We start from the raw sequence: 22,446 nt of genomic DNA, 5'->3' as shown, positions 1-22,446 counted from the left end.
AGAGCGTCATAATGAGAATTTTTCCGTTCTCAAAATGAAACTATTTGATGTCTGTTTCGTATTGATTGTCAGAGAATAGAACGTACCTTCCTTTAACTATTTGAAAAGAAGTTCAATTCTATTTAGCCGGGAATTTATTCTGTTCCGTTGGAGAAAATGGCATTCGAGTTGCTTTGTCATAGATAACCCAACCAATATACAGCAGGTTGCACCAGTTTCACTGCAGCTTGTCACGGAGGATAGGCTATGACCTTACAAAGACATACGTATTACGGCTTGATTCACCATGGAATTAAAACCCTATTAATGGACAGAATTGGCCACTTCACAGAGCGTGAATATCACGAGTATCTCGACTTAACGACCGGTAAATCGACATGTTTTGCCATGAGTGAGCAAGAGCTCGAAAACACCTTAGACAGCTTAAAGAGCGAAGGTTACCTTGAAGATATCAAAAAGCTGATACCTCGCTATCAAACCTCGTCAATGCGATAACCTGCTTCAACTCTTTAAACACGATGAGTGGTTAGATTGAATTAATTGGCACCCAATTGTCTCGAGCTATTTTGCATCGAGACAGTTTTCGTTAGACTGTCAGCAACTCAACTAACTGGATAGTCAGTGTCTCATGAAACAAATTCTTGATTTCATTCCTCTCATTATTTTCTTTGCGCTTTATAAGATGTACGACATCTATACCGCGACCGGCGCTTTGATCGTTGCCTCTGCAGTTCAAATTATTTTGACTTATTTCATCTACAAGAAAGTCGAAAAAATGCAGGTCATCACCTTTCTAATGGTTGCCGTATTTGGTGGCATGACCATCTTCTTGCACGACGACAACTTCATTAAATGGAAAGTCACCATCGTTTACGCACTGTTTGCGATTGGCCTGACGGTCAGTCACATCATGGGCAAATCAGCGATTAAAGGTATGTTAGGCAAAGAGATCACACTGCCTGATTCGGTATGGGGCAAGATCAACTGGGCATGGACGCTGTTCTTTACCCTATGTGCCGTTCTCAACGTTTACGTTGCTTTCAGCCTACCGTTGGATGTTTGGGTCAACTTCAAAGTGTTTGGTCTACTCATCGCGACCTTGCTCTTCACCTTGCTCACTGGTGTTTATATCTATAAGCATCTACCAAAAGACCAGCAGAAAGAGTTAACGGATAAAAATACCGACGAGAAATAGCCCTTAGGGATGAGTCCTCATACCCTATTTGATACAATTATTATCAATATGCGATTGGCCAATGATACTCGTGATCATTGGCCGCTGATTATTTGTGTTCGGTGAAGACGTTAAAAATTAGACCACCACGAGTCTCGTAAACACATCTATTTTTATATAAAACAATCAATACCATTAAGAGTACGACAATGACTATTCAATCAACTTTGAACCCGATTGGTTCTTTACTTCTTCGCACATTAGCGATGCCTTCTGATACAAATGCAGCAGGCCAGATTTTCGGTGGTTGGATAATGTCACAGCTTGACCTTGCTGGCGGCATACTGGCAAAAGAGATATCTAACGGCAAGATAGTCACGGTTTCAGTATCGAGTATCGAGTTCAAACAGCCGGTTTCAGTGGGTGATGTTGTGTGTGTTTATGGTGACTGCACTAAGATTGGTCGCAGCTCGATGAATATCGACCTAGAAGTCTGGGTTAAGCCGGTACTTGATCACGGTATCGGCGACCGCTACAAGGTTTGTGGCGCGACATTCAACTACGTTGCTGTAGACGAAAGCGGTAAACCCCGCCCAATTAATAAATAGTACTTTCGACGACCCTATCGCACTTTAAGGTCTTTAGTCGTTTCGATTAAAAATGCTAAAGACCTTCTCACTCTCCCGCACCATTTCACAATTTCTTATCATTAGCCCTTCCAATACCAATTAGTTCGCGTAAATTAGCAAGATAGCGAATTTAAACGCCCCAAATTTAGTGAAGTAAAATAAGGATATCTCAATATGTGGTACGTGATTTTTTCTCAAGACGTCGAAAATTCATTAGAAAAACGCCTAAGTGTTCGCCCACAACATCTAGAACGCCTACAAACACTTCACGATGAAGGCCGACTGTTAACAGCAGGTCCAATGCCAGCGATTGATTCAGATAACCCTGGCGAAGCAGGCTTTACAGGTTCAACTGTGATTGCTGAATTTAACTCTTTGGAAGATGCACAAGCATGGGCAGACGCTGACCCGTACATTGATGCTGGCGTTTACCAAAATGTGATTGTAAAACCATTCAAGAAAGTATTTTAACGTGAAAAAATGGATTATTGGCTCACTGGCTTTAGCTCTGCTTGCAGGCTGTGCTTCAAGTGAGCAAGACGAACAAAGACAGCTAGAGATGATGGCGCAGCACCGAGCTGGCGTTTTATCTGCAGGCCTGCCGATTGAGTATGGCCCACTGTCGGTCATGCGCGTGCTAGCAAAAAACACGGTTATCGAAATCATGATGATCTACAACCAAGATGCAAAAGGTGCTAAGCCTTTAAACCAAGTTGTAGACATGAGTGTGAATAGCTACTGCACCAACTCTGAAGTGAGAGCAAACCTTGATATGGGCTTGGCTTACAACATCAAGATTCGCAACACTCGCGGACAACTGATGGTTGAGAAGTTGATCAGCAAAGAGACGTGTCAGAGCAGCAGCTAGTTTCTAGCTCGAGATTCGAACAAGTATAAAACCAGAAGGCCTCGCATTTGCGAGGCCTTTGTTGTGGTTCATCGTGGATTAGCGGGTCAATCAAAATCCTAGACTGAATTATGCCTCGGCTGATCCCCACTCTTTACGCAGTGCTTTAGTTGCCGAAACTAAGTTAGTCAGCGCCGCTTCTGTCTCTGCCCAATTACGCGTCTTCAGCCCGCAATCAGGGTTTGCCCACAAACGTTCTGCTGGAATTTTCTCTGCCGCTTTCTTAAGTAAATCAACAATCCACTCTTCTGAAGGGATGTTTGGTGAGTGAATGTCGTAAACGCCAGGTCCAATCGCATTCGGGTAGTTGAACTCTTCAAATGCTTTCAGCAGTTCCATGTTCGAGCGAGAAGTCTCAATGGTAATCACATCGGCATCTAGCGCGGCTACTGAATCAATGATCTCGTTGAACTCGCTGTAACACATGTGGGTATGAATCTGAGTTTCTGGTTTAGCACTTGCCGCTGAGATCTTAAAGGCATCGACCGCCCACTCTAGGTATTCTGCGTGGTCGCGCTTTTTCAATGGCAGACCTTCACGAATCGCTGGTTCATCGATTTGGATAATGTTGATGCCCGCGTCTTGCAAATCAGACACTTCATCTCGCAGCGCAAATGCCAATTGATTAGTGATCTCTTTGCGTGAGATGTCTTCACGTGGGAATGTCCAACATAAGATAGTGACTGGGCCTGTCAGCATCCCTTTCATCTGCTTCGAGGTCAGAGATTGGGCATAGGTCGACCATTCTACGGTCATCGGCTTCTCACGCTCTATATCCGCGACCACAATCGCCGGCTTCACGCAGCGTGAGCCATAGCTTTGTACCCAACCAAACTTAGTGGTTTGAAAGCCTGCTAGGTTTTCTGCAAAGTACTCCACCATGTCGTTACGTTCAGCTTCGCCATGAACAAGCACATCCAAATCCAGTGCTTCTTGACGTTTAACGGCATCCGCAATATGGCCTTTCAATGCAGTGTTATATTCCGCTTCACTCAGTTTGCCAGTGCGGTAAGCGCAACGTTGAACACGGATCTCGCCTGTCTGTGGGAATGAACCAATGGTTGTGGTTGGTAACAGCGGTAAGCCTAACACCTCAGACTGGTGCGCGGCACGTTCTGCATAAGGAGCACTGCGCTCTGCTAATGCTTTGGTAATCGTGCTAAGACGAACCTGTACTTGAGGCTTGTTCACATGAGTCGAGCTCTTACGTGCAACAATAGGTTGGCTATACGTCTCACACGCTAATATGGCATTTTGATCGCCGTCAAGCGCAGCACCCAATAAGCTAACTTCCGTGACTTTCTGTTTCGCGAAAGCAAACCAGCTTTTCACTTCATCGCTAAGTGAATCTTCTAACTCTAAGTCAACTGGGCTGTGCAGCAGCGAACATGAACTTGCGACCCAAAGCTTATCGTCTAACTTCTCTTTCACTGGTTGCAGTTTCGCTAGCTGAGTAGCCAAGTCTGCTCGCCAAACATTGCGCCCGTTGATGACACCTGCAGACAGCACCCAATCTTCAGGTAGCTTGTTCACCACTTCATCGAGTTGCTGGGGTGCGGCAGCCAAATCGATGTGTAAGCCGTTGACGGGCAGTTCCATGATTTTATCTAACGTGTCAGTCACAGAATCAAAGTACGTGGTAAGGAGTAGCTTCACATCACCTTGAATCACCTGATAAGCCAATTTGAATGAATCTGCCCACTTAGTCTCAAGTTCCAGAGAAAGGATAGGTTCATCGATTTGTACCCACTCAACGCCCAACTTGGCCAGTTTTGCCAGAATCGCTTGGTAAGCGGTAAGCAAGCGTGGAAGCAAAGTTAAACGGTCAAAGCCCTCTTCCACTTCCTTGCCGAGATATAAATAAGATAATGGGCCTAGAAGAACTGGCTTCACCTTATGCCCCGCTTTAATCGCTTCACTCACTTCGTCAAACAGTTGTGGCCAACTCACTTCAAAGGTGTCGTCTTTACTGAACTCAGGAACAATGTAGTGATAGTTAGTGTTGAACCACTTCGTCATATCTGATGCTGCTGCACCATCTTTAGCGCTTTCAGAGCCGTGCTTAGCGCCACAACAAGTTGGCTGCCTTTGAGATTGTATTTGAGTTTGAGATTGACCGCGACCAACGCGGAACAAGGTATCTAAATCTGGGAAGGCTTTTTCACCTTCTGATCCACCAGCGTGACGCTCAGGTACATGACCTAGAAGTAACGTCGTTGTTAGAACATGGTCGTACCATGCGAAGTCACCCGCAGTTGCAAAGCTTAGATTCGCCTTAGCTTGTACATTCCAGTTACGATTTCTTAGTTCGCTACCGAGTTGCTTTAAATCTGATTGGTTAATCTCACCGCGCCAGTACTTCTCTAGTGTGAATTTCAGTTCGCGTTTTTCACCAATGCGTGGGTAGCCAAGAATATGCGTTGTCGTAGTCATGAGCCTGTTCCTTATTCAATAATTGTTAGTATCTTTTCAGACCACCTATTGAAGATTACGCTTTATCAAAAAGGCGTCTGGATGGCTAAACTATCCACCCAATCTGAATAATGAACAACGTCCAAATATTCATCTTGTTTATTAAAAATATTCATCTTGAATAAACCAAAGATGAGGAACTCAAAACCATCTAGACATCTAGACGTTTACAAATGATAAAAAACCCCGTAGGGTGATTATTAAGAAATATTGAATTGGCTTAGGGAATATGAGGAATACTCATGATAGAGCTTAAACACCTTCGAACATTGACCACCTTAAGAGACAGCGGCTCACTAACTGCCACTGCAACCTCTCTTCATTTGACGCAGTCGGCGCTTTCTCACCAACTGAAAGACCTTGAGGCGCGTATCGGTGGTCAGCTTTTCCTACGTAAAACTAGACCAGTTAAGTTCACCTCTGAAGGTGAGATTTTGCTTAGGCTTGCCGATGAGATACAGCCAAGAATAGCTAAAGCGGAGAACGAACTCGCGAGCCTGAAAGAGGATGTGAATGGTCGTTTGCACATGGCGATTGAATGTCACTCATGCTTCCAATGGTTAATGCCTGCTTTGAAGGAATATCAAGTGGCTTGGCCAAGCGTAACGCTAGATTTCTCGTCAGGCTTTGGGTTTGAGCCGCTACCCGCGCTAATGGCAGGCGAGCTAGATTTGGTGATCACCTCTGATATACAGCCTCGCTCTGAGGTTCATTACGAGCCGCTTTTCGATTTTGAGATGCGTCTTATCACCGCGATCAACTCGCCTTTGGCCGATAAAGCGAGCATTGATCCGCAAGATCTTAGCGAGATCACCATGCTCTCCTATCCTGTTCAAAAACAACGTTTAGACGTCGTGAAACACTTTTTGCAGCCTGCAGGCGTAGAACCTAAGAAGTGGAAACAAGCAGACAACACCTTGATGTTGGTGCAAATGGTATCGGCGGGTTTAGGTGTGGCGGCATTACCCAACTGGGCGATCAGTGAGTTCTCAAGACAAGGTTTGATAGCAAGCAAGCCGTTAGGTAAAGGGCTTTCAAGAAGACTGTTTGCAGCGGTAAGAAACTCAGAAAAAGACAAACGTTACCTGCAGGCTTTCTTTAGCACAGCAAGACAGCAAAGTAAGAGTCACTTAGATGGTATTGAGGTCGTTTAAGAGGTTCATTATTGGGCTAGCTTAAGCCTTTGTTAAATCGGATAGGCAAACGCCAGAAACAAAAAAAGTCACAGATAATCTGTGACTTTTTAGTTTCAGTACCGATGATTTTCGATATCTGTTGATTCGCGAAAATAGACTATCTTGGATAAGACTTAAACTGGTTAGTCAATGGGTCGTATTGATAGCCAAGCATATCGAGCTTGCCCACGACACTTTCTATATCCATTTCATACATACTGATCAGCTCTTCAAAGCTATCGCACTCTAGGCGAAGTTTTTCATTCACGATTCCCAGCAAGATAATGCTATCGAAACCTTTGACGTTGCTTAAATCCATCTCGTACTCCTTACGAACACACCGACTAGAAATAAGTTTAGAACGCTTACCAACGCCATGCTAAAAAACTGATCACACTTCTTAAAGAGAATACGTGATTATTGAGCTTACGTAATTAATGAAAGTGCGCGATTAAAGTGCCCAAACTGGCGTTAAACCCACAGCCGCAGCCAATAACATCAGTAACGAAATTGTCAGTTGCAGTTTTTCCGGGGTTTTAACGAACAGTAAATGCCAACACCAAACCACGATAGCGGAGATTAACAAAACAAAGCTGAACAGTAACGTTGAAATCACAGGCTCTAATTGAGCTTCAGACAAAGAATAGACACTCACGACTGTCGCCAAAACCACTAACATACCCGTCAACACACCAACAACGGGCAGAACTCGGTGAAATGCCTGTAAGCGTGTTCTTGCAATTGTCAGTAGTAAATGGCCAAACGCTGAGCCTAACAGTGCCACTAGCAATACAGTAGTGATAATGCCAACAGTAGTTGCTTGTTCCGTCACTTGGATAGCAACGTAAGACAATGCCAAACCACAAGCTAAGTACATCACCCAAATAGGGCCAGAATCGCGTGTCTTCTTAGTTTGAACTTGAGAATAGAAATAAAAGATCGCAAACACGACCAGAAAGGCTTCAATTTTTACTGAGGCAACGGCAAGCCACAGCACGCCAATCGCAGGTAACATCTTGTGGATACGACCACGCTGCCCCGGACAAATATCCCCTTTCACCAAGATGAGGGTTAAGATCAGTTGGGCTCCTAAAAGCATCGGAGCAAATTGTACTAATAACGTTTCGACCATTGTGGATCTACTTCTTCAGACTTATTTTCGCGAATAATATCAAAAACTGCTGCGAACACTAATCAAAATCACAAATTAGCGACGTTATTCAAGGCTTCAACTATGCTGTTGTATGGTTCTTTTGTCGCCATTTACCGTAAAAAGACGAAAGACACCAGAACTAACAGGGGCATGTTCTACTGGCTAGTCTAGGCTCATGCCGCTATAATTCCCGCCTCAAAAATCAGAGGTTGAAATATGTACAGCGATATCACTCCTATTCACGAACACAAAAAATACTGGGCCGAGTGCTACGGAACTGCACCCTTTTTGCCTACCAGTAGAAAGGAGATGGATGCTCTTGGATGGGATAGCTGTGACATTATTATTGTAACTGGTGACGCTTATGTCGATCACCCGAGCTTTGGTATGGCTATCATCGGCCGTCTGCTTGAAGCTCAAGGTTTCCGCGTGGGCATTATTGCTCAACCAAAGTGGGACAATAAAGATGCCTTCATGAAGCTAGGTAAACCTAACCTATTCTTCGGCATCACAGCGGGTAACATGGACTCCATGATCAACCGCTACACCTCTGATCGCAAATTACGTCACGATGATGCTTATACTCCGAACAATGAAGGTGGCAAGCGTCCTGATCGTGCAACTCTGGTTTATTCTCAACGTTGTCGTGAAGCTTACAAAGGCACGCCAATCGTGCTTGGTGGTATTGAAGCGAGCTTACGTCGTGTAGCTCACTACGACTACTGGTCAGATAAAGTTCGCCGCTCTGTATTGTTTGATGCAAAAGCTGACATTCTTCTTTTTGGTAACGCTGAGCGTGCACTGGTTGAAGTAGCACACCGCATTGCCGATGGTGAAGACATGTCTACGCTGACCAATATCCGCGGTACTGCTATCAATCTTCCTGCGGCCCCTGAAGGCTTCAAGATCATTGACTCTTCTCGTATCGAAAAGCCGAACAAAGCGTATGTTCCGGTTAACCCGTACGAAGTTGAAACTCAGTGTGATACCAAGAAAGACGAAAAAGAAGAAGTAAAAGCACAACCTATTACTATTCGCCCTTCTCGTCACGATGCAAAAACTACAGCGGTTCGTATCCCAGGTTACGAAAAGCTAAACAATGACCGTATTCTTTACGCTCACGCTAGTCGTATTCTGCACCTTGAGACAAACCCGTACTCAGGTCGTGCTCTGATTCAACGTCACGGTGATCGCGAGCTTTGGATTAACCAAGCGCCTATTCCATTGACCACAGAAGAGATGGACTACGTGTTTGGCCTTGCGTACAAGCGTGTTCCGCACCCGATGTACGGCAAAGCGAAAATCCCAGCATACGACATGATCAAAACCTCGGTTAACATCATGCGTGGTTGTTTTGGTGGTTGTTCTTTCTGTTCAATCACAGAGCACGAAGGTCGCATCATTCAGAACCGTTCGAAAGAATCTATCTTGGATGAGATCGAAGACATTAAAGATAAAGTACCGGGCTTCACAGGTACTATTTCTGACTTGGGCGGCCCAACGGCGAACATGTACCGTTTAGGTTGTTCAGATCCAAAAGCTGAAATTAACTGTCGTCGTCCATCATGTGTGTTCCCGAAAATCTGTGAAAAGCTAAACACAGACCATCAACACACTATCGACCTGTACCGCTCTGCGAGAAAAGTACCGGGTGTTAAGAAGATCATGATCGCTTCTGGTGTACGTTACGACTTAGCGATTGAATCTCCAGAATACGTTCGTGAGCTTGTGACTCACCACGTTGGTGGTTACTTGAAGATTGCTCCAGAGCATACTGAAAAAGGCCCACTGGATCTGATGATGAAGCCGGGCATGGGCACTTACGATCGTTTCAAAGAGATGTTCGAGAAGTACAGCGCTGAAGCCGGTAAGAAACAGTACTTAATTCCTTACTTTATCTCTGCTCACCCGGGCACAGAAGATGAAGACATGCTTAACCTAGCAATGTGGCTGAAAAAGCACAACTACGAGTGTGACCAAGTACAGAACTTCTACCCATCGCCAATGTGTAATGCAACGTCGATGTACTACTCAGAGACTAACCCTCTGAAACGCGTGAAATATAAGAAGCGTGAAGATGTTCCTGTGCCGAAAGGTGATCGTCAACGTCGTCTGCATAAAGCACTGCTTCGTTACCACGATCCTGAAAACTGGAAAATCATCCGTGAAGCACTGATCAGCATGGGTAAACAGCACCTAATTGGTGACAAAGCAAACTGCCTAGTACCAGCAGAAGACTTTGATGCACAAACACCGGCACAACGTCGTAAGTCTGGTCGTCACGGTTCACAACGCTTTGCGACTAAGCACAGTAAATCTCAGCCAGGTCTTGGTGGCGAAAGCCCACGTAACCACTCTGGTAAGAAACCGGGTGGCAAGAAGCCGAATGGTAACGGCAACGGTAGCCAAGGTAATGCTAACCAAGGTGGCGGTAATGGCAATGCTCGTAAACCAGCGACTGGCTTTATTAAGAAAGGTCCTGGAGGTCAGCAATCGCAAGGTAATGGCGGCGGAAATGGCAAACCAAACCGTAACAAAACGGGCAATGGTCAAGGTGGCAAACCTGCGGGTAACGGCAAGAACCGCCAGCGCGCAGCACAACGCTAATATCGCGAACCAGTTTACTTCGCTATCGTAAAAACACAAAGCGCAGCTATTTAGCTGCGCTTTTTTGTGTCTGTTACAAGATAGCCTAACGAGCAAACACCCAATACTGACTAAGCAAATAGTTACTGACCATGCCCACCAAGATGCCAACCGCCATTGCGATAAACACTGCCCCAGTAAATGCAGGCAGCAATTCAGTCATCAGCTTAAAGCACAGCAAATTAGGTATCGCCGATATTGATGCAGAGAACATGAACTTTTGCCATTGAATCAGCTTTTCGGACCAATTCCCCTGCCCTTTGAATTCAAAGGTCAACACTCGATTTCCAAACCAGGTTGTCGTTGCTGCAACGATGAAAGAGCCAATTCGAGCACTCATTAACGGCAGCCCAATAACGTAATGCAGCAACGCAAACACGGCACAATCGACAACAAAGCCACCCGACCCCACCATAGCGAATTTAATCATCTTATGATGAGGTTGTAGTTTTTGGTTTAGCACGTCGAACTTGTGGCTAAACAGTCTCGATGACGAGTTAAAATTGAACATCGCCATCACTTCGAATATGGCTCAACGATAGATTTGGTTTGATGTTTTGGCTATGACAACTAAATAGAGCGCGCTTGATCTTCACCGTCGGCTCTAAAATACAGGTCAACGCATTGTCTTTAATCTTGGTTTCCACTTCCGCTCTTTTACCAATCAGATAGAACTTGTCGATACCATCTAACTGCTTAACATCAAGTAGCTTTTTCGCTTGTCCATGACTGTAAAATTGCCCAGAGAACGGTCGTTTACCGATGTAAAAGCTCGGCGCTTCATCCGTGATCTGCTCGAAGATAATACGGTCACTTTTCTCGTTCGCTTTGCCTAGGTTGAGGTAGACCATCGCAATCATTAGCAACACAGGTAACACTAAAGCCACACTCGAGAACCACTTCTTATCTTTTTCTACCACAAGCATTGCCACCAGAAAACCAAGCGCCGGAATACCCGGTAGGACGTAAGCTGGAAGAATATTACCCGCCATAGTGAAAAGAATTAGAGGAGAGACCAACCAACACACAAGGAATGAAAATAACCCATTATGTTCAGCGTTAACTTCTGCGATTTTCTTACGACGAGCAAAAGTCAAAATAGGCAACACAATCGACCACGGCGCAGCTGCTTGAATCCAGAAAACCCAAATCATTCCTCTTGTTTCATCATGGGCTGAACCATAAAGATCCCCTTCCCAACCACTCACAACAAAACGCTTAAAGTGTTCGCCAACAATAAAGTAGTCGATGAAGCCCGGCGTTGCCATTTCAGCCATGATGTACCAAGGTAGAGCAATCGCTAACATCACACCTAAGCCTGACAACAGTGGAAAGCGTTGCCATAACACTTTAAAAGCGCCAAAAAATCCATGTTGCAATACTAACCAAGGGAAAACGGCGATACCCATAATCACAATCGCTACCGGCCCTTTTGCCAGCAAGCCTAGTGCTAAGCCAATGAAACCGACATAGCCCCAAGACCGATTAGTCTTCGCGCTCCCTTCTCCCTTCGAACCCTCTCCTCCTAACCAACATAGGTAGAAACCTAACATGGCTATGGTCATCGCTAACGTTAATGCCATGTCAGTCATAACAGCACCCGCCGCAATAGAGAAAATACCACATGTCGCCAACACTACCGCGGCAACCAACGCACTTTGCCCTGTTCGTTTCGCCATGTAAGCGGTCAACAAAATCGTTGCTACACCCGCTAACCAATGTGGTGCGCGAACGGCAAACTCACTCAGGCCGAACAACTCAATACCGGCAGCGCTCATCCATGTAAACAACGGTGGCTTACCCCAGAAAGGAATACCGTAATCAAACTGAGGCGTTAACCAATTCCCAGTTTCTACCATCAAGCGAGCCATCTCACCGTAGCGCGCTTCCGTAGTGTCCATTAAAGGGTATGTCGCCAGAGATAAGAGCCTTAGAACCAATGCAAAAGCCAACAAATACCATAGGTGCGTTCGGTTCAGGCTCATGCTGACTCCTCTAATTTAAAATGCGTTTTTAATGCAGGGGTATCGACCACCGATTGGATCAGATACAAAGGACGGTTCTTGGTTTCGATGAAAATACGACCTATGTATTCCCCCATCAAACCAATACTCAGAAGTTGAATGCCGCCAAGGGCAAGTTGAACGACCATCATTGATGGGTAACCCGTGATCGGCTCACCAAACATCAGGGTTTTGAACACGATGACCATCCCATACACAAAAGCCGTTAGGGCAACGAGGCCACCGACTGCTGTCGCAATGCGCAGTGGTCGGATAGAAAACGAAGTTATGCCATCCATCGCCAAGCCAATTAACTTCAAGTAGTTCCACTTGGTCTCACCACAAAAGCGCGCGTCGCGCTTAAACTGAATCGTTGCTTGCCTAAAACCCGGCCATGAGAAAATACCTTTCATGTAGCGATTACGTTCAGGAAGTTGATTGATATGGTCGACGACTTCACGGCTCAACAGTCTGAAATCACCGACATTTTCAGGAACATCGATTTTCGCAGCCACATTCATGACTTTGTAAAAGCTCGCCGCTGAAAACTTCTTAAACCACGTTTCACCATCACGCTGGCTGCGCTGCATATTCACAACGTCATAGCCTTCGCGCCACTTGGCAACCATTTGTGGGATCAGCTCCGGCGGATCTTGCAGGTCTGCGTCTAACAAGATCACCGCTTGTCCTCGGCAATGCTCAAGGCCAGCACTCATGGCTGACTCTTTACCAAAGTTACGGCTTAAACCAATCACCGAGATTGAGCTGTTGATTGAAGTGAATGAACTCACCAAGTCCAAGCTGTTGTCTTTGCTGCCATCGTCGACATAAACAATCTCACTCGTGATCGGTAAGCTATCAAGCACCTTGGTAAGGCGAGAGTGGAACTCTTCCAATACCTCTTGTTCATCGTAAAAAGGCACAATGATAGACAAAGAGACCGCAGGATTGATCTGCGATGTAGATATCTTAGGGCGGCTAATATGAAGTTCAGACATAATACGTTCTTCTATTTTTTAATCTGAAGCCAATCTACCCTCCCATAAGTGAAAGTTATGTTATTGACATATTTTTCACGCTCACTCAGGATAATGTTACTGTCTATTTCTGTATGAGAATCAAAATGAAACGAGTTCTATTAGTCGAAGATAACCGTGAAATTGCAGGTGTCTTGTTTGATTATTTTGAGTGTATTGGCATGGAACTCGATTACGCAGACAACGGTGAACTTGGCCTACAACTCGCGTTGGAAAACTCATTTGATATCATCATATTGGATCTAATGTTACCGAGAATGGACGGCCTAACGGTTTGTAATAAACTGCGAGACCAAGGTAACGCGACACCTATTTTGATGCTGACCGCCTTAGATAGCCGAGAAGATATGCTGAAAGGCTTTGACCACGGTGCCGATGATTACCTCACCAAGCCATTTGATTTGGATATTCTAGAAGCAAGAATGAACGCGTTAGTCCGTCGTTACCGCGGAAAAGTCGCCTCTTCAAAACTTCAGTTCGATGAACTCACCATCGACCAAAAAACCCGTAAAGCTTACCGCCAAGATAAACTACTAGCGCTCAACCCAACCACTTACACCATACTTGAGATGCTGTGCCAAAGCGCACCTGAAGTAGTCACTCGTGAAGCTATTTCCTACAAGTTATGGGAAGAAAACGAGCCCAACAATGATGTGTTGCGCAGTCACATTTATCAGTTACGTAATCAACTCGACAAGCCTTTCGACACTCAGATGTTAATTACGGTGCCTAAAGTTGGCTTCCGATTGGAGCCATCTAATTGATTTCAAATGTTCTTACAAGCACAAAAACCCTAACGGGCCGCTTAGCGGTTTTCTTTGGGTTAATGGCCGTAATTGTGTCGGCATTTGTCTATGTGGTATTTATCACAGCCCTGTACTTGTCGGAAGACCGCGTGGGTGAAAGACGCATCCTAATTGACCGCAACTATGCAGTCGGGTTATTCCAGTCAGGTGAAAGTGGAGAGCTTCGTATTGATGACCTGACTATCGCTTACAACGATCTTTCCTATCTACCGAAAAAGTATTTAAAGTATATTGAAGGCAAAGAAAATTTCATTGGTGAGGTCGGTGAAGATCCAGAATCTCGCATGGTCTATGTAGGCGAGTATACTCATGAAGGTAGAACTCACCCTATTGTTCTGCTTTCTGAAATAGACCGTGTCGAGCTTAGTGTCTTTGAGCTCGTTTATGCCACCACATTTGTATTAGCCCTTCTCTCTATTCTAATATTCAGCTTCGGAGCTCTGCTCTATCGGTTGTCTAAACGGCTGATTGAGCCCTTCAACTCCCTGTCTGAACAGCTTGAATCCAATAAGCTCAATCTAAACGAAGAATTTGGAGTGAATGACGATGCGGCGGTGGAGTTTCGTCAGTTGACGGATCAACTCAATCAATACAGAAGAGAAATCAATTCTCTAGTAAAACGCGAGCAAGCTTTCGCACGCTACTCAAGTCATGAACTAAGAACTCCGTTGACTGTTGCTCGTGGTGCCAACAAACTGTTACTGAGAAGCGAAACAACCGAATTTCAATCTCGTCAGGTTGAACGTATTGATGAAGCCATTGTTCAAATGTCTGAAATGGTCGATGCACTGCTTGGTTTAGTTCGTTATGAAAGAAACAGTGACGATGCACCGCTGCGCTTGTTTAGTCAGCAAGAGTTAGAAGCTATCGTTTCCAAGAATTCATTACAGGCGGATGAGAAGCAAGTCGAGATATCCTTACACATTCAATCAGAGCCGACCATTCAAGCCACCAGCGCGATCATGAATATGTTGGTCGGCAATTTATTGAGGAATGCCATTGCAGCGACCAATAGTGGCACTGTCACGGTTACCCTGTCCGAACAGAGTATTGTGATTGAAGACCAAGGTGAAGGCCTTCAGGAGCAATACAACCCGAATGGACACGGGCTAGGTTTGTTGATTGTCGATGACTTGTGTCAGCGTTTTCATTGGGACTTTGAATTGTTTAATCGCAGCTGTGGTGGATGCACAGCCAAGATCACCTTTCAAGCCGATTCATCCGCGTCAATATCGAACGAAAACTTGATTTAGTTGGTTTACAGCCGCCTCTGGCTACTAGATACTCGTCCGTCCTATTTGATTTAAAAATGCTGGCTCTTGAGTCAGCATTTTGTCTAAGTGCGATGAAACTAAATAATAGCCCTGTCACTCAACATCAATACAACGACCACACCTTTTTCTTAAAGCGTGACGATCAGCTTCATTCCCACTTTTGCGGCAACAAAGCCAGAAAGTTCATGAAGCTACTGGAAGACGAGCACCCAAGCACTACCACCCTAATAAGCTATGGTTCCGCTCAAGCCAACTCATTGTTCTCGCTAGCCGCACTTGCAAAAATCAAAGGTTGGACGCTTGAGTTTTACGTTGATCACCTACCTCGATGGCTACAAGAACGCCCACTCGGCAACTACCGTGGCGCTATCGATCTCGGGGCTGAGGTTATTTCAGTCAAAGAAACAGGCTCTGAGCTTCATCCACAAGAGTATATTGAGCAAGTAAGACAACCTGACTCACAATGCATTGTGTTACCAGAAGGTGGACGCTCTCAGCTTTCTGAATATGGCGTAAAACAACTGGCGATGGAAATACTGAGCTGGACTCGCTTTGAAAACCAATACGATTTTGTTGTGGCACTGCCAGCAGGCACAGGCAGCACGGCTCTGTATCTACATAAGCATTTAAAACTACACAACATCCCGGTATTAACCTGTGCATGTGTTGGCGGCAGTGATTACCTAACGCAACAGTTCAACGAGCTTGGCGAAACCGATCACCCGCAGATATTACCGCTTAAAGCCAAACACCACTTTGGTAAGTTGTACCAGCAGGACTATCAAACTTGGTTGGATCTACAAGAACAAACTGATATTGAATTCGACCTGCTCTACGACCCATTAATGTGGCAATGCTTAGAGCAATGGCAAGAAGAGAACCCAACCAAAACCGTCATCTATATCCATCAAGGTGGCATCTTAGGTAATGAGTCGATGTTGCCGCGCTATCAACGTAAGTACCCAGAACTTCGAAGTAGCCACACCGCTGATAACGCTACTTGGTAGTAATCCGTTCTTTTCTACTCTAATGCCCCGCGTTTCTGCGAACTGAGAATTTCTCAGCGCATCATGAACAGCCATCGCACTCCCTTTCGATGGCTGTTTATCAGTAATAGCCACCTGCTATCCCTGCCAGACATTTCAAGTTAGAGACAGAAATCTGGCGAGAATCATCGCGTTATCTATACTTTCGATTGGAACGTCAATTGTCATCGAAAGGAATTACGCATGCGAAAACTCACTACGCTCGGCCTGTTTTCAGTTTTACTGCCCTTCTCTGCGATATCAGGAGAAAACGTCACTTACCAAGTCGATGGGATGGATTACGAAGGTTATTGGAGTGAAGCCAGTGACCAAGCGCCTTTGGTACTGCTAATACACGATTGGGATGGCTTAACCGATTACGAAAAGAAACGTTCTGAGATGCTCAACGAACTCGGTTACAACGTGTTCGCCATCGACCTATTTGGTAAAGGCATTCGCCCTACGGAAGTGAAAGATAAAAAGCAACATACAGGCGAGCTGTATAAAGACAGAGAAAAAATGCGTACGTTGCTCAACGCTGGTGCCATGGAAGCGAAAAGACTTGGCGGCAACTTAGATAACAACGTAATGATGGGATACTGTTTCGGCGGAGCCGCTGTATTGGAAGCCGCTCGTGCGGGCATTCCTTCGAAGGCTTATGTCACCTTCCATGGCGGTTTATCAACACCAAAAGGTCAAGACTACTCGCAGACTAAAGCTCCCGTAGTCGTGTTCCACGGCACGGCTGATGCCATGATTTCAATGCACGACTTTGGAAGCCTCGCCGCTCAACTTGAATCAACCAAAGTTCCGCATGAGATGATCACTTATAGTGGTGCGCCACACGCCTTCACAGTATTCGGATCGAATAACTATCAACATGAAGCTGACCAAAAATCATGGCAACGCTTTACTCAGTTGTTAAGTTCGGTATCTCGTTAACTTTCAATCTAGGTAACAGCCCAACGGCAGCCTGTTACCTAATTCGTACTAATTATTAGCGACTATTTCTTTAAATTTGGTGTTCGTCACTCAAAAAGAAAGCGCTTTCTTGTAGTGTATCTCTATTATCAATCAGGCACTCTGAATCAGATATGCTTTTTTAACTGTGAGAAATTATGAAATATTTAGCAATTCTACCAGCGGTATTCGCACTAAGCGCCTGTTCAACAGTGACAGAGTCACCGGTTAGCTACCACAAAACTTCTCCGGGGCTAGAGTCACTACAGAACAACGAAAACTGCTGTGAAAACCTGAGTACAATTCAATATCAAAGCGTTACGAACCCAGAAGAAACATCTGTTTCGATCACCACAGCAAGCCCTAAGATCGAGTTCAAATCGGGCCGATCCTTTGCTGGAGGGCTAAAGCTTCCTGCAACACTAGATGCTATTCGTTTTTCAGTGACTTCAAATGCTAGTTATTCAGCATTCGTTCCGTCACTTTTAGTCTTAGACAAAAATTACCAGCCGCTAGATGTCATTGGCAATGAAAGTATTAAGTACCAACCACTTAGCCTGCTTGATGGTGCACAATATGGCGCGCAAATCGAACTGCAAGAACGTTACTTAAACGGCGAGGCTCCTGCTTACTTGGTCGTATTCACAACCAGCGAAGCACTCGCGGAAACAACTCCTGTCGAAAAACCAAGTGATATGGCGATACGTTCTGGTGATATCCAGGCAAACATCGCTCATAACACGGACTACGCCATCCCTCATTCTGCAATCGGGAAAGTCTCCTTTGATTTTAAATTCACAGCGGTAACCACCGTTGTTGAAGAACAAAACCGTCAAAAGCGAGTTCAACAAATTATTCCAGAATCAACCGTAGCCCAATCAGATTTATTAACGGGAAATACACTGAATAAGAAAGAGGTTTATCAAACTCTTATAGAAAACTCGGTTTCATCTGGAGATTTTAGTGCAGCACTGACTTACGTTGAAGAATCTGAGCGATTAGGAATCGAAGGGATGCGAAACTCCTTTGTTGACGCGATGAAGCAATATCAAAAAGCACAATAACTCAACCTCAAAGTAGTCGTTTATTTTCTCTCACTTTACCTCTTTTTTGAGCAACGAGAGTTAAATAAACGACTGTTATCCCTTAGCCCTATTCAGGCATAAACGAAAATACTAATTGCTCCAATTCTAAGCCTAATTTGATGAATTCAATATCCAAAGAATAAAAGCCTTTATCAAGCTTAACGGAGAGCCCCTCAACTGAAACTGTCTCGCCATTAGTACCATTCACTGATAGAGACATCGCGTACACGTTATTGAGACTTAAACTACACGCAGATTGAGCCAAAGTGCCACTATCGTAGTTAACAATACCTGCACATCGATACACACCAGCCTGTTTAACTTCCAAAACAATGCTACGGTTTTCTCTGATATTAAGTGGTAATACTATTGCATGTTGCTCTGCCGTCAGAGAGCAAAAGTCTCCATCAGTTTTACTCTGTTGTTTATTAAGATTTTGGGTCGCCTCAAAGCTCTTAACTGGATCAAAAGCGACTAATGGGCGACCCATTGCTGGAGAGTCCATAATAAAACGACAAATATTCATCGCGCTTCGTTGCAACTCCCCTAAGCTCAACGTTCCGTTTTCAAGCGCCTGTAACGTATCGTCATTCGACACGTTATTTTCCGCACCATCATGCTCAACAACCATATAAAGATCATTTTGAGAGCGAAGCATAAAGGATGTGTAACTTCGACTTTCAGAGCCACCTTTGATTGGGTCATTCATTTTTGCCCACCAATCCGTCATCACTATCCCTTTATAACCCCACTCCCCACGAAGAATCGTAGTATTGAGGTCGTAATTGGATGCAGCCCAGTGACCATTAATAGGGTTGTAGGAGGTCATAACACTCGAAGCTCCTCCTTGTTTTACCGCTATTTCAAAAGGCTTCAGATGAATCTCACGAAGTGCTCTTTGAGATATAACACTATCAACATCAAACCGTGACGTTTCTTGATCATTCGCCACCAAATGCTTGATTGTGCCAGATACTCCTGCAGCTTTAAGACCAAGAGTTTGAGATGCAGCTATTACCCCTGAGAGAAATGGATCTTCTGAGAAATACTCAAAATTTCGACCATTCAAAGGGTGGCGGTGGATGTTAATCCCAGGACCAAGCAACGTATCAATATGATTGGCTTGCATCTCTTTCCCCACTAAATGAAATAGTTTCTCATTCAGTTCTGGGTTCCATGTACAGCCTAATAATGTACCAATTGGGACTTGAGATGCTTTATGTCCGCTGTCCATTCGGATACCAGACGGACCATCAGCAGCTGCAACGACAGGGATACCTAAATCAAATAAGCTCGGCGAAACACCCCCAAAAGCAGCAGCAGTACCTGGCGTCACCTTAGGGCTGCACATACCTTCCCCACGAACAATTGTCGCTAACTGCTTTACGGTCATTTGCGAGATAAATTCGTCAATGTTCGCTCGCCCCTGCTTAACATCCAGTAAACGAATGCCCGTATCTTCACCAAGAGGAATAGAGCTTGGAAGCTCACTCAGAATACGTTTACTCAAATCAATAGTTCGCAGCGGCACAGATTCGTAATCGCAACTGTAAACACCATTTTCCTCGTTGCCTTTTGGGATCAACCTACTAAATCCGGTGACAGGAGCAAGTGCTTCCGTTAATTGCTCAACAACTAACAGCTCTTCTATTTTAACGCTCTCACTAACAAGCTTTGCCTGGCGAACACTTCCTCCTAGATAAAAGTGATATTCTCCAGCTTCAAGTACGTAACTATTTGGGTGTCCCGTTTTACCGGAGTCATCAAATGATGCGAAGGAAGATAGAGGACATGAAATAGTCAAACACACCGTATCTTGCGGGTCCAAGGTCGGTGTTTTCACAAAACCGATCAGTGCTCGTGAAGGCTTACCAAGGTGACCTTGAGGCGATTCAACATACAGTTGAACCACATCCTTACCACTGTATTTCTCGCCTATGTTTTTAACTTCAATATCGAAGACCAACTCTTGTTCAGAGCCGGAACCAAGAGTCGTCAATGCATTTAATTTATTGGAAAAGCGGGTGTAGGACAGCCCAAAACCAAACTCAAATTGAACAGCTTTAGGATTGAAAGTTTCAAAATACCGATACCCGACATAGATATCTTCTTGGTACAGATTACGCTCTTTATTTCCGAAGCTAGCGCTGGAAGGATAATCAGATAAAGAGTGCGCAATAGTGTCGGTCAAACGTCCACTCGGGCTAACATCACCTGATAAAACATCAGCTAAAGCATGCCCACCTTCCATACCTGCGGCCCAACTATACAGAACAGCCTTAATCGCAGCAGAACCTTTAAGTGAACTTGTCCATGACATATCGATTATGTTGGTCACGTTCAGTATCACAATGACATCATCAAAATATTCTGTCACTTTCTCCAACATTTGTATTTCTAGCGCGGTTAAATTGTAACTGCCTTGCTGCTGTGCATTATCTTGATCTTCACCCGCCGTTCGACCGATAAAAATAACGGCTTTGTTAGATTTGGCAACGGCATCCATCACAACTGAATTTGAAAGAGGCATTTCATCTTGAAACCAAGGTTCTGCTGCCCAACCACCTCCTCCGTCATTGAACGGGTTGTCCTTGACCCAACGTTTGTATACCTCCACCAAACTGAGATTAAGATTGATGTTTGGATTCTCATACAAGCCCTGTAATGCATTAACGGAATAAGGGACATTCACAGCTCCACCAGATCCAGTGCCACTTCGGTAGGTATCAATCTGACAGCGACCAAAAAGAGACACCGTATCACTAGCCTGCAATGGCAATATTGAATCACTATTTTTTAGTAGCACAATGCCCTCAGTAGCCGCTTGTCGACTTATGGGTGCAAGCTGCTTCTGTGCTTCGAGAATTTCCACAGTATTCATTTAAAGTCCTACTATTTTTTTACTTAGAGCAAAAATTTGACCTCTCGCTCTAAAAGTTAATATTGTCTTTGTTCAAAAAATAGTAATCTTAACCACGGCGTTTAACTACCAAATAAGCGACAGAAATAGGTAAAATAGCGACATGAAAACCAAGTTTAGACTCCAAAGTCATCAGAGATATCCTCAGATAAAATTTGCCTATGTCGATGGTCATCACGATTTCGACTTTGACGTACATAGCCATGACTTTTCTGAACTTTTCTTAGTTGTGAGTGGTAGTGGAAAGCATACGGTAGCTAGCCACACTTACCCTTTAAGTACAGGAGATGTATTTGTTATAAATGGGGATATTGAACATGGATTTTGTGAAGTAAATAAACTGAAGATTGTAAACTTGATGTTTGATACGGCATTGCCTTTTTTTGAGGTCCCTTCAATGCGTCAAATGCCAGGTTATCAAGCGCTTTTCAAGGTAGAACCAATTGCTCGACAAGCATCTGAATATCAAGCAAAGCTTACGTTATCACTTTCTCAGTTGAAACGAATCAATGGACTTCTACAACAAATCAAATCGGAATACGACAACGCAGAACAGGGGTTTGAAATCATATTGACGAGCACAATGCAGCAACTTGCGATAGAACTTGCTCGGCGATATCAAGAACAGACCCATAGCTTACCAAGAACAACCCTGGCATTGAGCCGTGCTCTCGCACATATTGACCGTCATTACAAAGAAGTAGGATTAGATACAGAAACCATTGCGCAAGCGGCCTATATCAGCAAGCGGCAACTAGAAAGGTTATTCAGGCAGTTTTTAAATACATCCCCAAACCAATACGTCAAAGACCTTCAAATTCGACACTCGGCATCCTTATTATTAAACGACAACAAAAGCATCCAACACATTGCTGAGTCTTGCGGCTTTTCTGACAGCAACTATTTCTCCAAATGTTTTAAGGCCCAAAATGGATGCAGCCCTCGCGAATTTAGAAAGCAACATTCTTCCCATAACTCATAACCCTTTCCCCCTTAAACCTTAAGCCTTAAACCTTAAGCCTTAAGCCTTAAGCCTTAAGCCTTAAAAGATTAGATATGTCACACATAAAAAAACCGCTCCTTTCGAAGCGGTCGATGAGTATCTTTGGCAAGAACACATTTGAAACGAAACTCAAATATGGAAGACTCATAGCAATAAAAATGAAACTCTTTGTGCTGC

The 22,446-nt window shown here is 44.5% G+C and carries 20 protein-coding genes; 13 read left to right on the top strand and 7 right to left on the bottom strand.

Translation table 11 applies throughout. The features are described from left to right. Positions 1–246 precede the first annotated feature (246 nt). The 5 genes from AB4133_RS11080 (at position 247) to AB4133_RS11060 (ending at position 2,671) form a co-directional block, all read left to right on the top strand. Positions 247–495: a hypothetical protein gene (locus AB4133_RS11080; protein WP_017069991.1), complete on the top strand. Its 249-nt coding sequence runs from the start codon at positions 247–249 to the stop codon at positions 493–495. A gap of 133 nt (positions 496–628) precedes the next feature. Then, positions 629–1,195, top strand: a complete 567-nt coding sequence (locus AB4133_RS11075; RefSeq protein WP_017061509.1) for a septation protein A — start codon at positions 629–631, stop codon at positions 1,193–1,195. Positions 1,196–1,383: 188 nt separating this feature from the next. Next, entirely contained in the window at positions 1,384–1,782 is a 399-nt protein-coding gene (yciA, locus tag AB4133_RS11070) for an acyl-CoA thioester hydrolase YciA (protein WP_017061510.1), read from the top strand. Positions 1,783–1,977: 195 nt separating this feature from the next. Then, positions 1,978–2,274, top strand: a complete 297-nt coding sequence (locus tag AB4133_RS11065; RefSeq protein WP_004741234.1) for a YciI family protein — start codon at positions 1,978–1,980, stop codon at positions 2,272–2,274. A 1-nt stretch (position 2,275) separates the two neighbouring features. Further along, positions 2,276–2,671: a GspS/AspS pilotin family protein gene (locus AB4133_RS11060; protein ID WP_017062026.1), complete on the top strand. Its 396-nt coding sequence runs from the start codon at positions 2,276–2,278 to the stop codon at positions 2,669–2,671. A gap of 108 nt (positions 2,672–2,779) precedes the next feature. Here the strand turns inward: AB4133_RS11060 and metE are convergent, their stop codons facing one another. Further along, positions 2,780–5,143: a 5-methyltetrahydropteroyltriglutamate--homocysteine S-methyltransferase gene (gene metE / locus AB4133_RS11055; RefSeq protein WP_372224459.1), complete on the bottom strand. Its 2,364-nt coding sequence runs from the start codon at positions 5,141–5,143 to the stop codon at positions 2,780–2,782. A 281-nt stretch (positions 5,144–5,424) separates the two neighbouring features. Between metE and AB4133_RS11050 the strand changes: the two genes are divergently transcribed. Beyond that, positions 5,425–6,336, top strand: a complete 912-nt coding sequence (locus AB4133_RS11050; protein WP_017062028.1) for a LysR substrate-binding domain-containing protein — start codon at positions 5,425–5,427, stop codon at positions 6,334–6,336. A gap of 139 nt (positions 6,337–6,475) precedes the next feature. Here AB4133_RS11050 and AB4133_RS11045 read toward each other — a convergent pair whose 3' ends face one another. After that, positions 6,476–6,676: a DUF4250 domain-containing protein gene (locus tag AB4133_RS11045; protein WP_004736508.1), complete on the bottom strand. Its 201-nt coding sequence runs from the start codon at positions 6,674–6,676 to the stop codon at positions 6,476–6,478. Between the two features lie 132 nt (positions 6,677–6,808). Further along, positions 6,809–7,489 (bottom strand): hypothetical protein, encoded by a 681-nt coding sequence (locus tag AB4133_RS11040; RefSeq protein WP_372224457.1) that lies wholly within the window; start codon positions 7,487–7,489, stop codon positions 6,809–6,811. Positions 7,490–7,819: 330 nt separating this feature from the next. Here AB4133_RS11040 and AB4133_RS11035 point away from each other — a divergent pair, with 330 nt between their 5' ends. After that, positions 7,820–10,117, top strand: a complete 2,298-nt coding sequence (locus tag AB4133_RS11035; protein WP_408068883.1) for a YgiQ family radical SAM protein — start codon at positions 7,820–7,822, stop codon at positions 10,115–10,117. 85 nt (positions 10,118–10,202) lie between these two features. Here AB4133_RS11035 and AB4133_RS11030 read toward each other — a convergent pair whose 3' ends face one another. Genes AB4133_RS11030 through AB4133_RS11020 form a run of 3 tightly spaced genes read right to left on the bottom strand, consistent with a single transcriptional unit; the run spans position 10,203 to position 13,157 of the window. Further along, on the bottom strand, positions 10,203–10,667 hold the full coding sequence (locus AB4133_RS11030) for a GtrA family protein (protein WP_017062031.1): 465 nt from the start codon (positions 10,665–10,667) through the stop codon (positions 10,203–10,205). Continuing rightward, positions 10,654–12,141, bottom strand: a complete 1,488-nt coding sequence (locus tag AB4133_RS11025) for an ArnT family glycosyltransferase (RefSeq protein ID WP_372224453.1) — start codon at positions 12,139–12,141, stop codon at positions 10,654–10,656. The genes AB4133_RS11030 and AB4133_RS11025 overlap by 14 nt, the downstream gene beginning before the upstream one ends. After that, a complete protein-coding gene (locus AB4133_RS11020; RefSeq protein WP_327783691.1) occupies positions 12,138–13,157 on the bottom strand; it encodes a glycosyltransferase family 2 protein in 1,020 nt (339 codons plus the stop codon). Before AB4133_RS11020 ends, AB4133_RS11025 begins: the two co-directional genes overlap by 4 nt. A 125-nt stretch (positions 13,158–13,282) precedes the next feature. Here AB4133_RS11020 and AB4133_RS11015 point away from each other — a divergent pair, with 125 nt between their 5' ends. The 5 genes from AB4133_RS11015 (at position 13,283) to AB4133_RS10995 (ending at position 18,325) form a co-directional block, all read left to right on the top strand. Next, a complete protein-coding gene (locus AB4133_RS11015) occupies positions 13,283–13,960 on the top strand; it encodes a response regulator transcription factor (RefSeq protein WP_372224452.1) in 678 nt (225 codons plus the stop codon). Further along, positions 13,957–15,255 (top strand): sensor histidine kinase, encoded by a 1,299-nt coding sequence (locus tag AB4133_RS11010; RefSeq protein WP_372224450.1) that lies wholly within the window; start codon positions 13,957–13,959, stop codon positions 15,253–15,255. The genes AB4133_RS11015 and AB4133_RS11010 overlap by 4 nt, the downstream gene beginning before the upstream one ends. 92 nt (positions 15,256–15,347) lie before the next feature. Beyond that, a complete protein-coding gene (locus AB4133_RS11005; protein WP_136973591.1) occupies positions 15,348–16,283 on the top strand; it encodes a pyridoxal-phosphate dependent enzyme in 936 nt (311 codons plus the stop codon). 222 nt (positions 16,284–16,505) lie between these two features. Next, complete coding sequence (locus tag AB4133_RS11000) at positions 16,506–17,243, top strand: dienelactone hydrolase family protein (RefSeq protein ID WP_136973590.1); 738 nt, start codon at positions 16,506–16,508, stop codon at positions 17,241–17,243. A gap of 176 nt (positions 17,244–17,419) precedes the next feature. Beyond that, positions 17,420–18,325 (top strand): MalM family protein, encoded by a 906-nt coding sequence (locus AB4133_RS10995; RefSeq protein ID WP_372224447.1) that lies wholly within the window; start codon positions 17,420–17,422, stop codon positions 18,323–18,325. Positions 18,326–18,413: 88 nt separating this feature from the next. Here AB4133_RS10995 and AB4133_RS10990 read toward each other — a convergent pair whose 3' ends face one another. After that, positions 18,414–21,227, bottom strand: coding sequence for a glycoside hydrolase family 3 C-terminal domain-containing protein (locus AB4133_RS10990; protein ID WP_017071400.1), 2,814 nt, complete (start codon positions 21,225–21,227; stop codon positions 18,414–18,416). 142 nt (positions 21,228–21,369) lie between these two features. Between AB4133_RS10990 and AB4133_RS10985 the strand changes: the two genes are divergently transcribed. After that, positions 21,370–22,248 (top strand): helix-turn-helix domain-containing protein, encoded by an 879-nt coding sequence (locus AB4133_RS10985; protein WP_017071401.1) that lies wholly within the window; start codon positions 21,370–21,372, stop codon positions 22,246–22,248. Positions 22,249–22,446: the final 198 nt, after the last annotated feature.

The sequence above is a fragment of the Vibrio sp. 10N.286.52.F8 genome (assembly GCF_041468745.1).
GTDB classification, from domain to species: Bacteria; Pseudomonadota; Gammaproteobacteria; order Enterobacterales; family Vibrionaceae; genus Vibrio; species Vibrio crassostreae_C.
The sequence above is the reverse complement of the archived record's forward strand: the minus strand, read 5'-3'. Positions and strand labels throughout refer to the sequence as shown.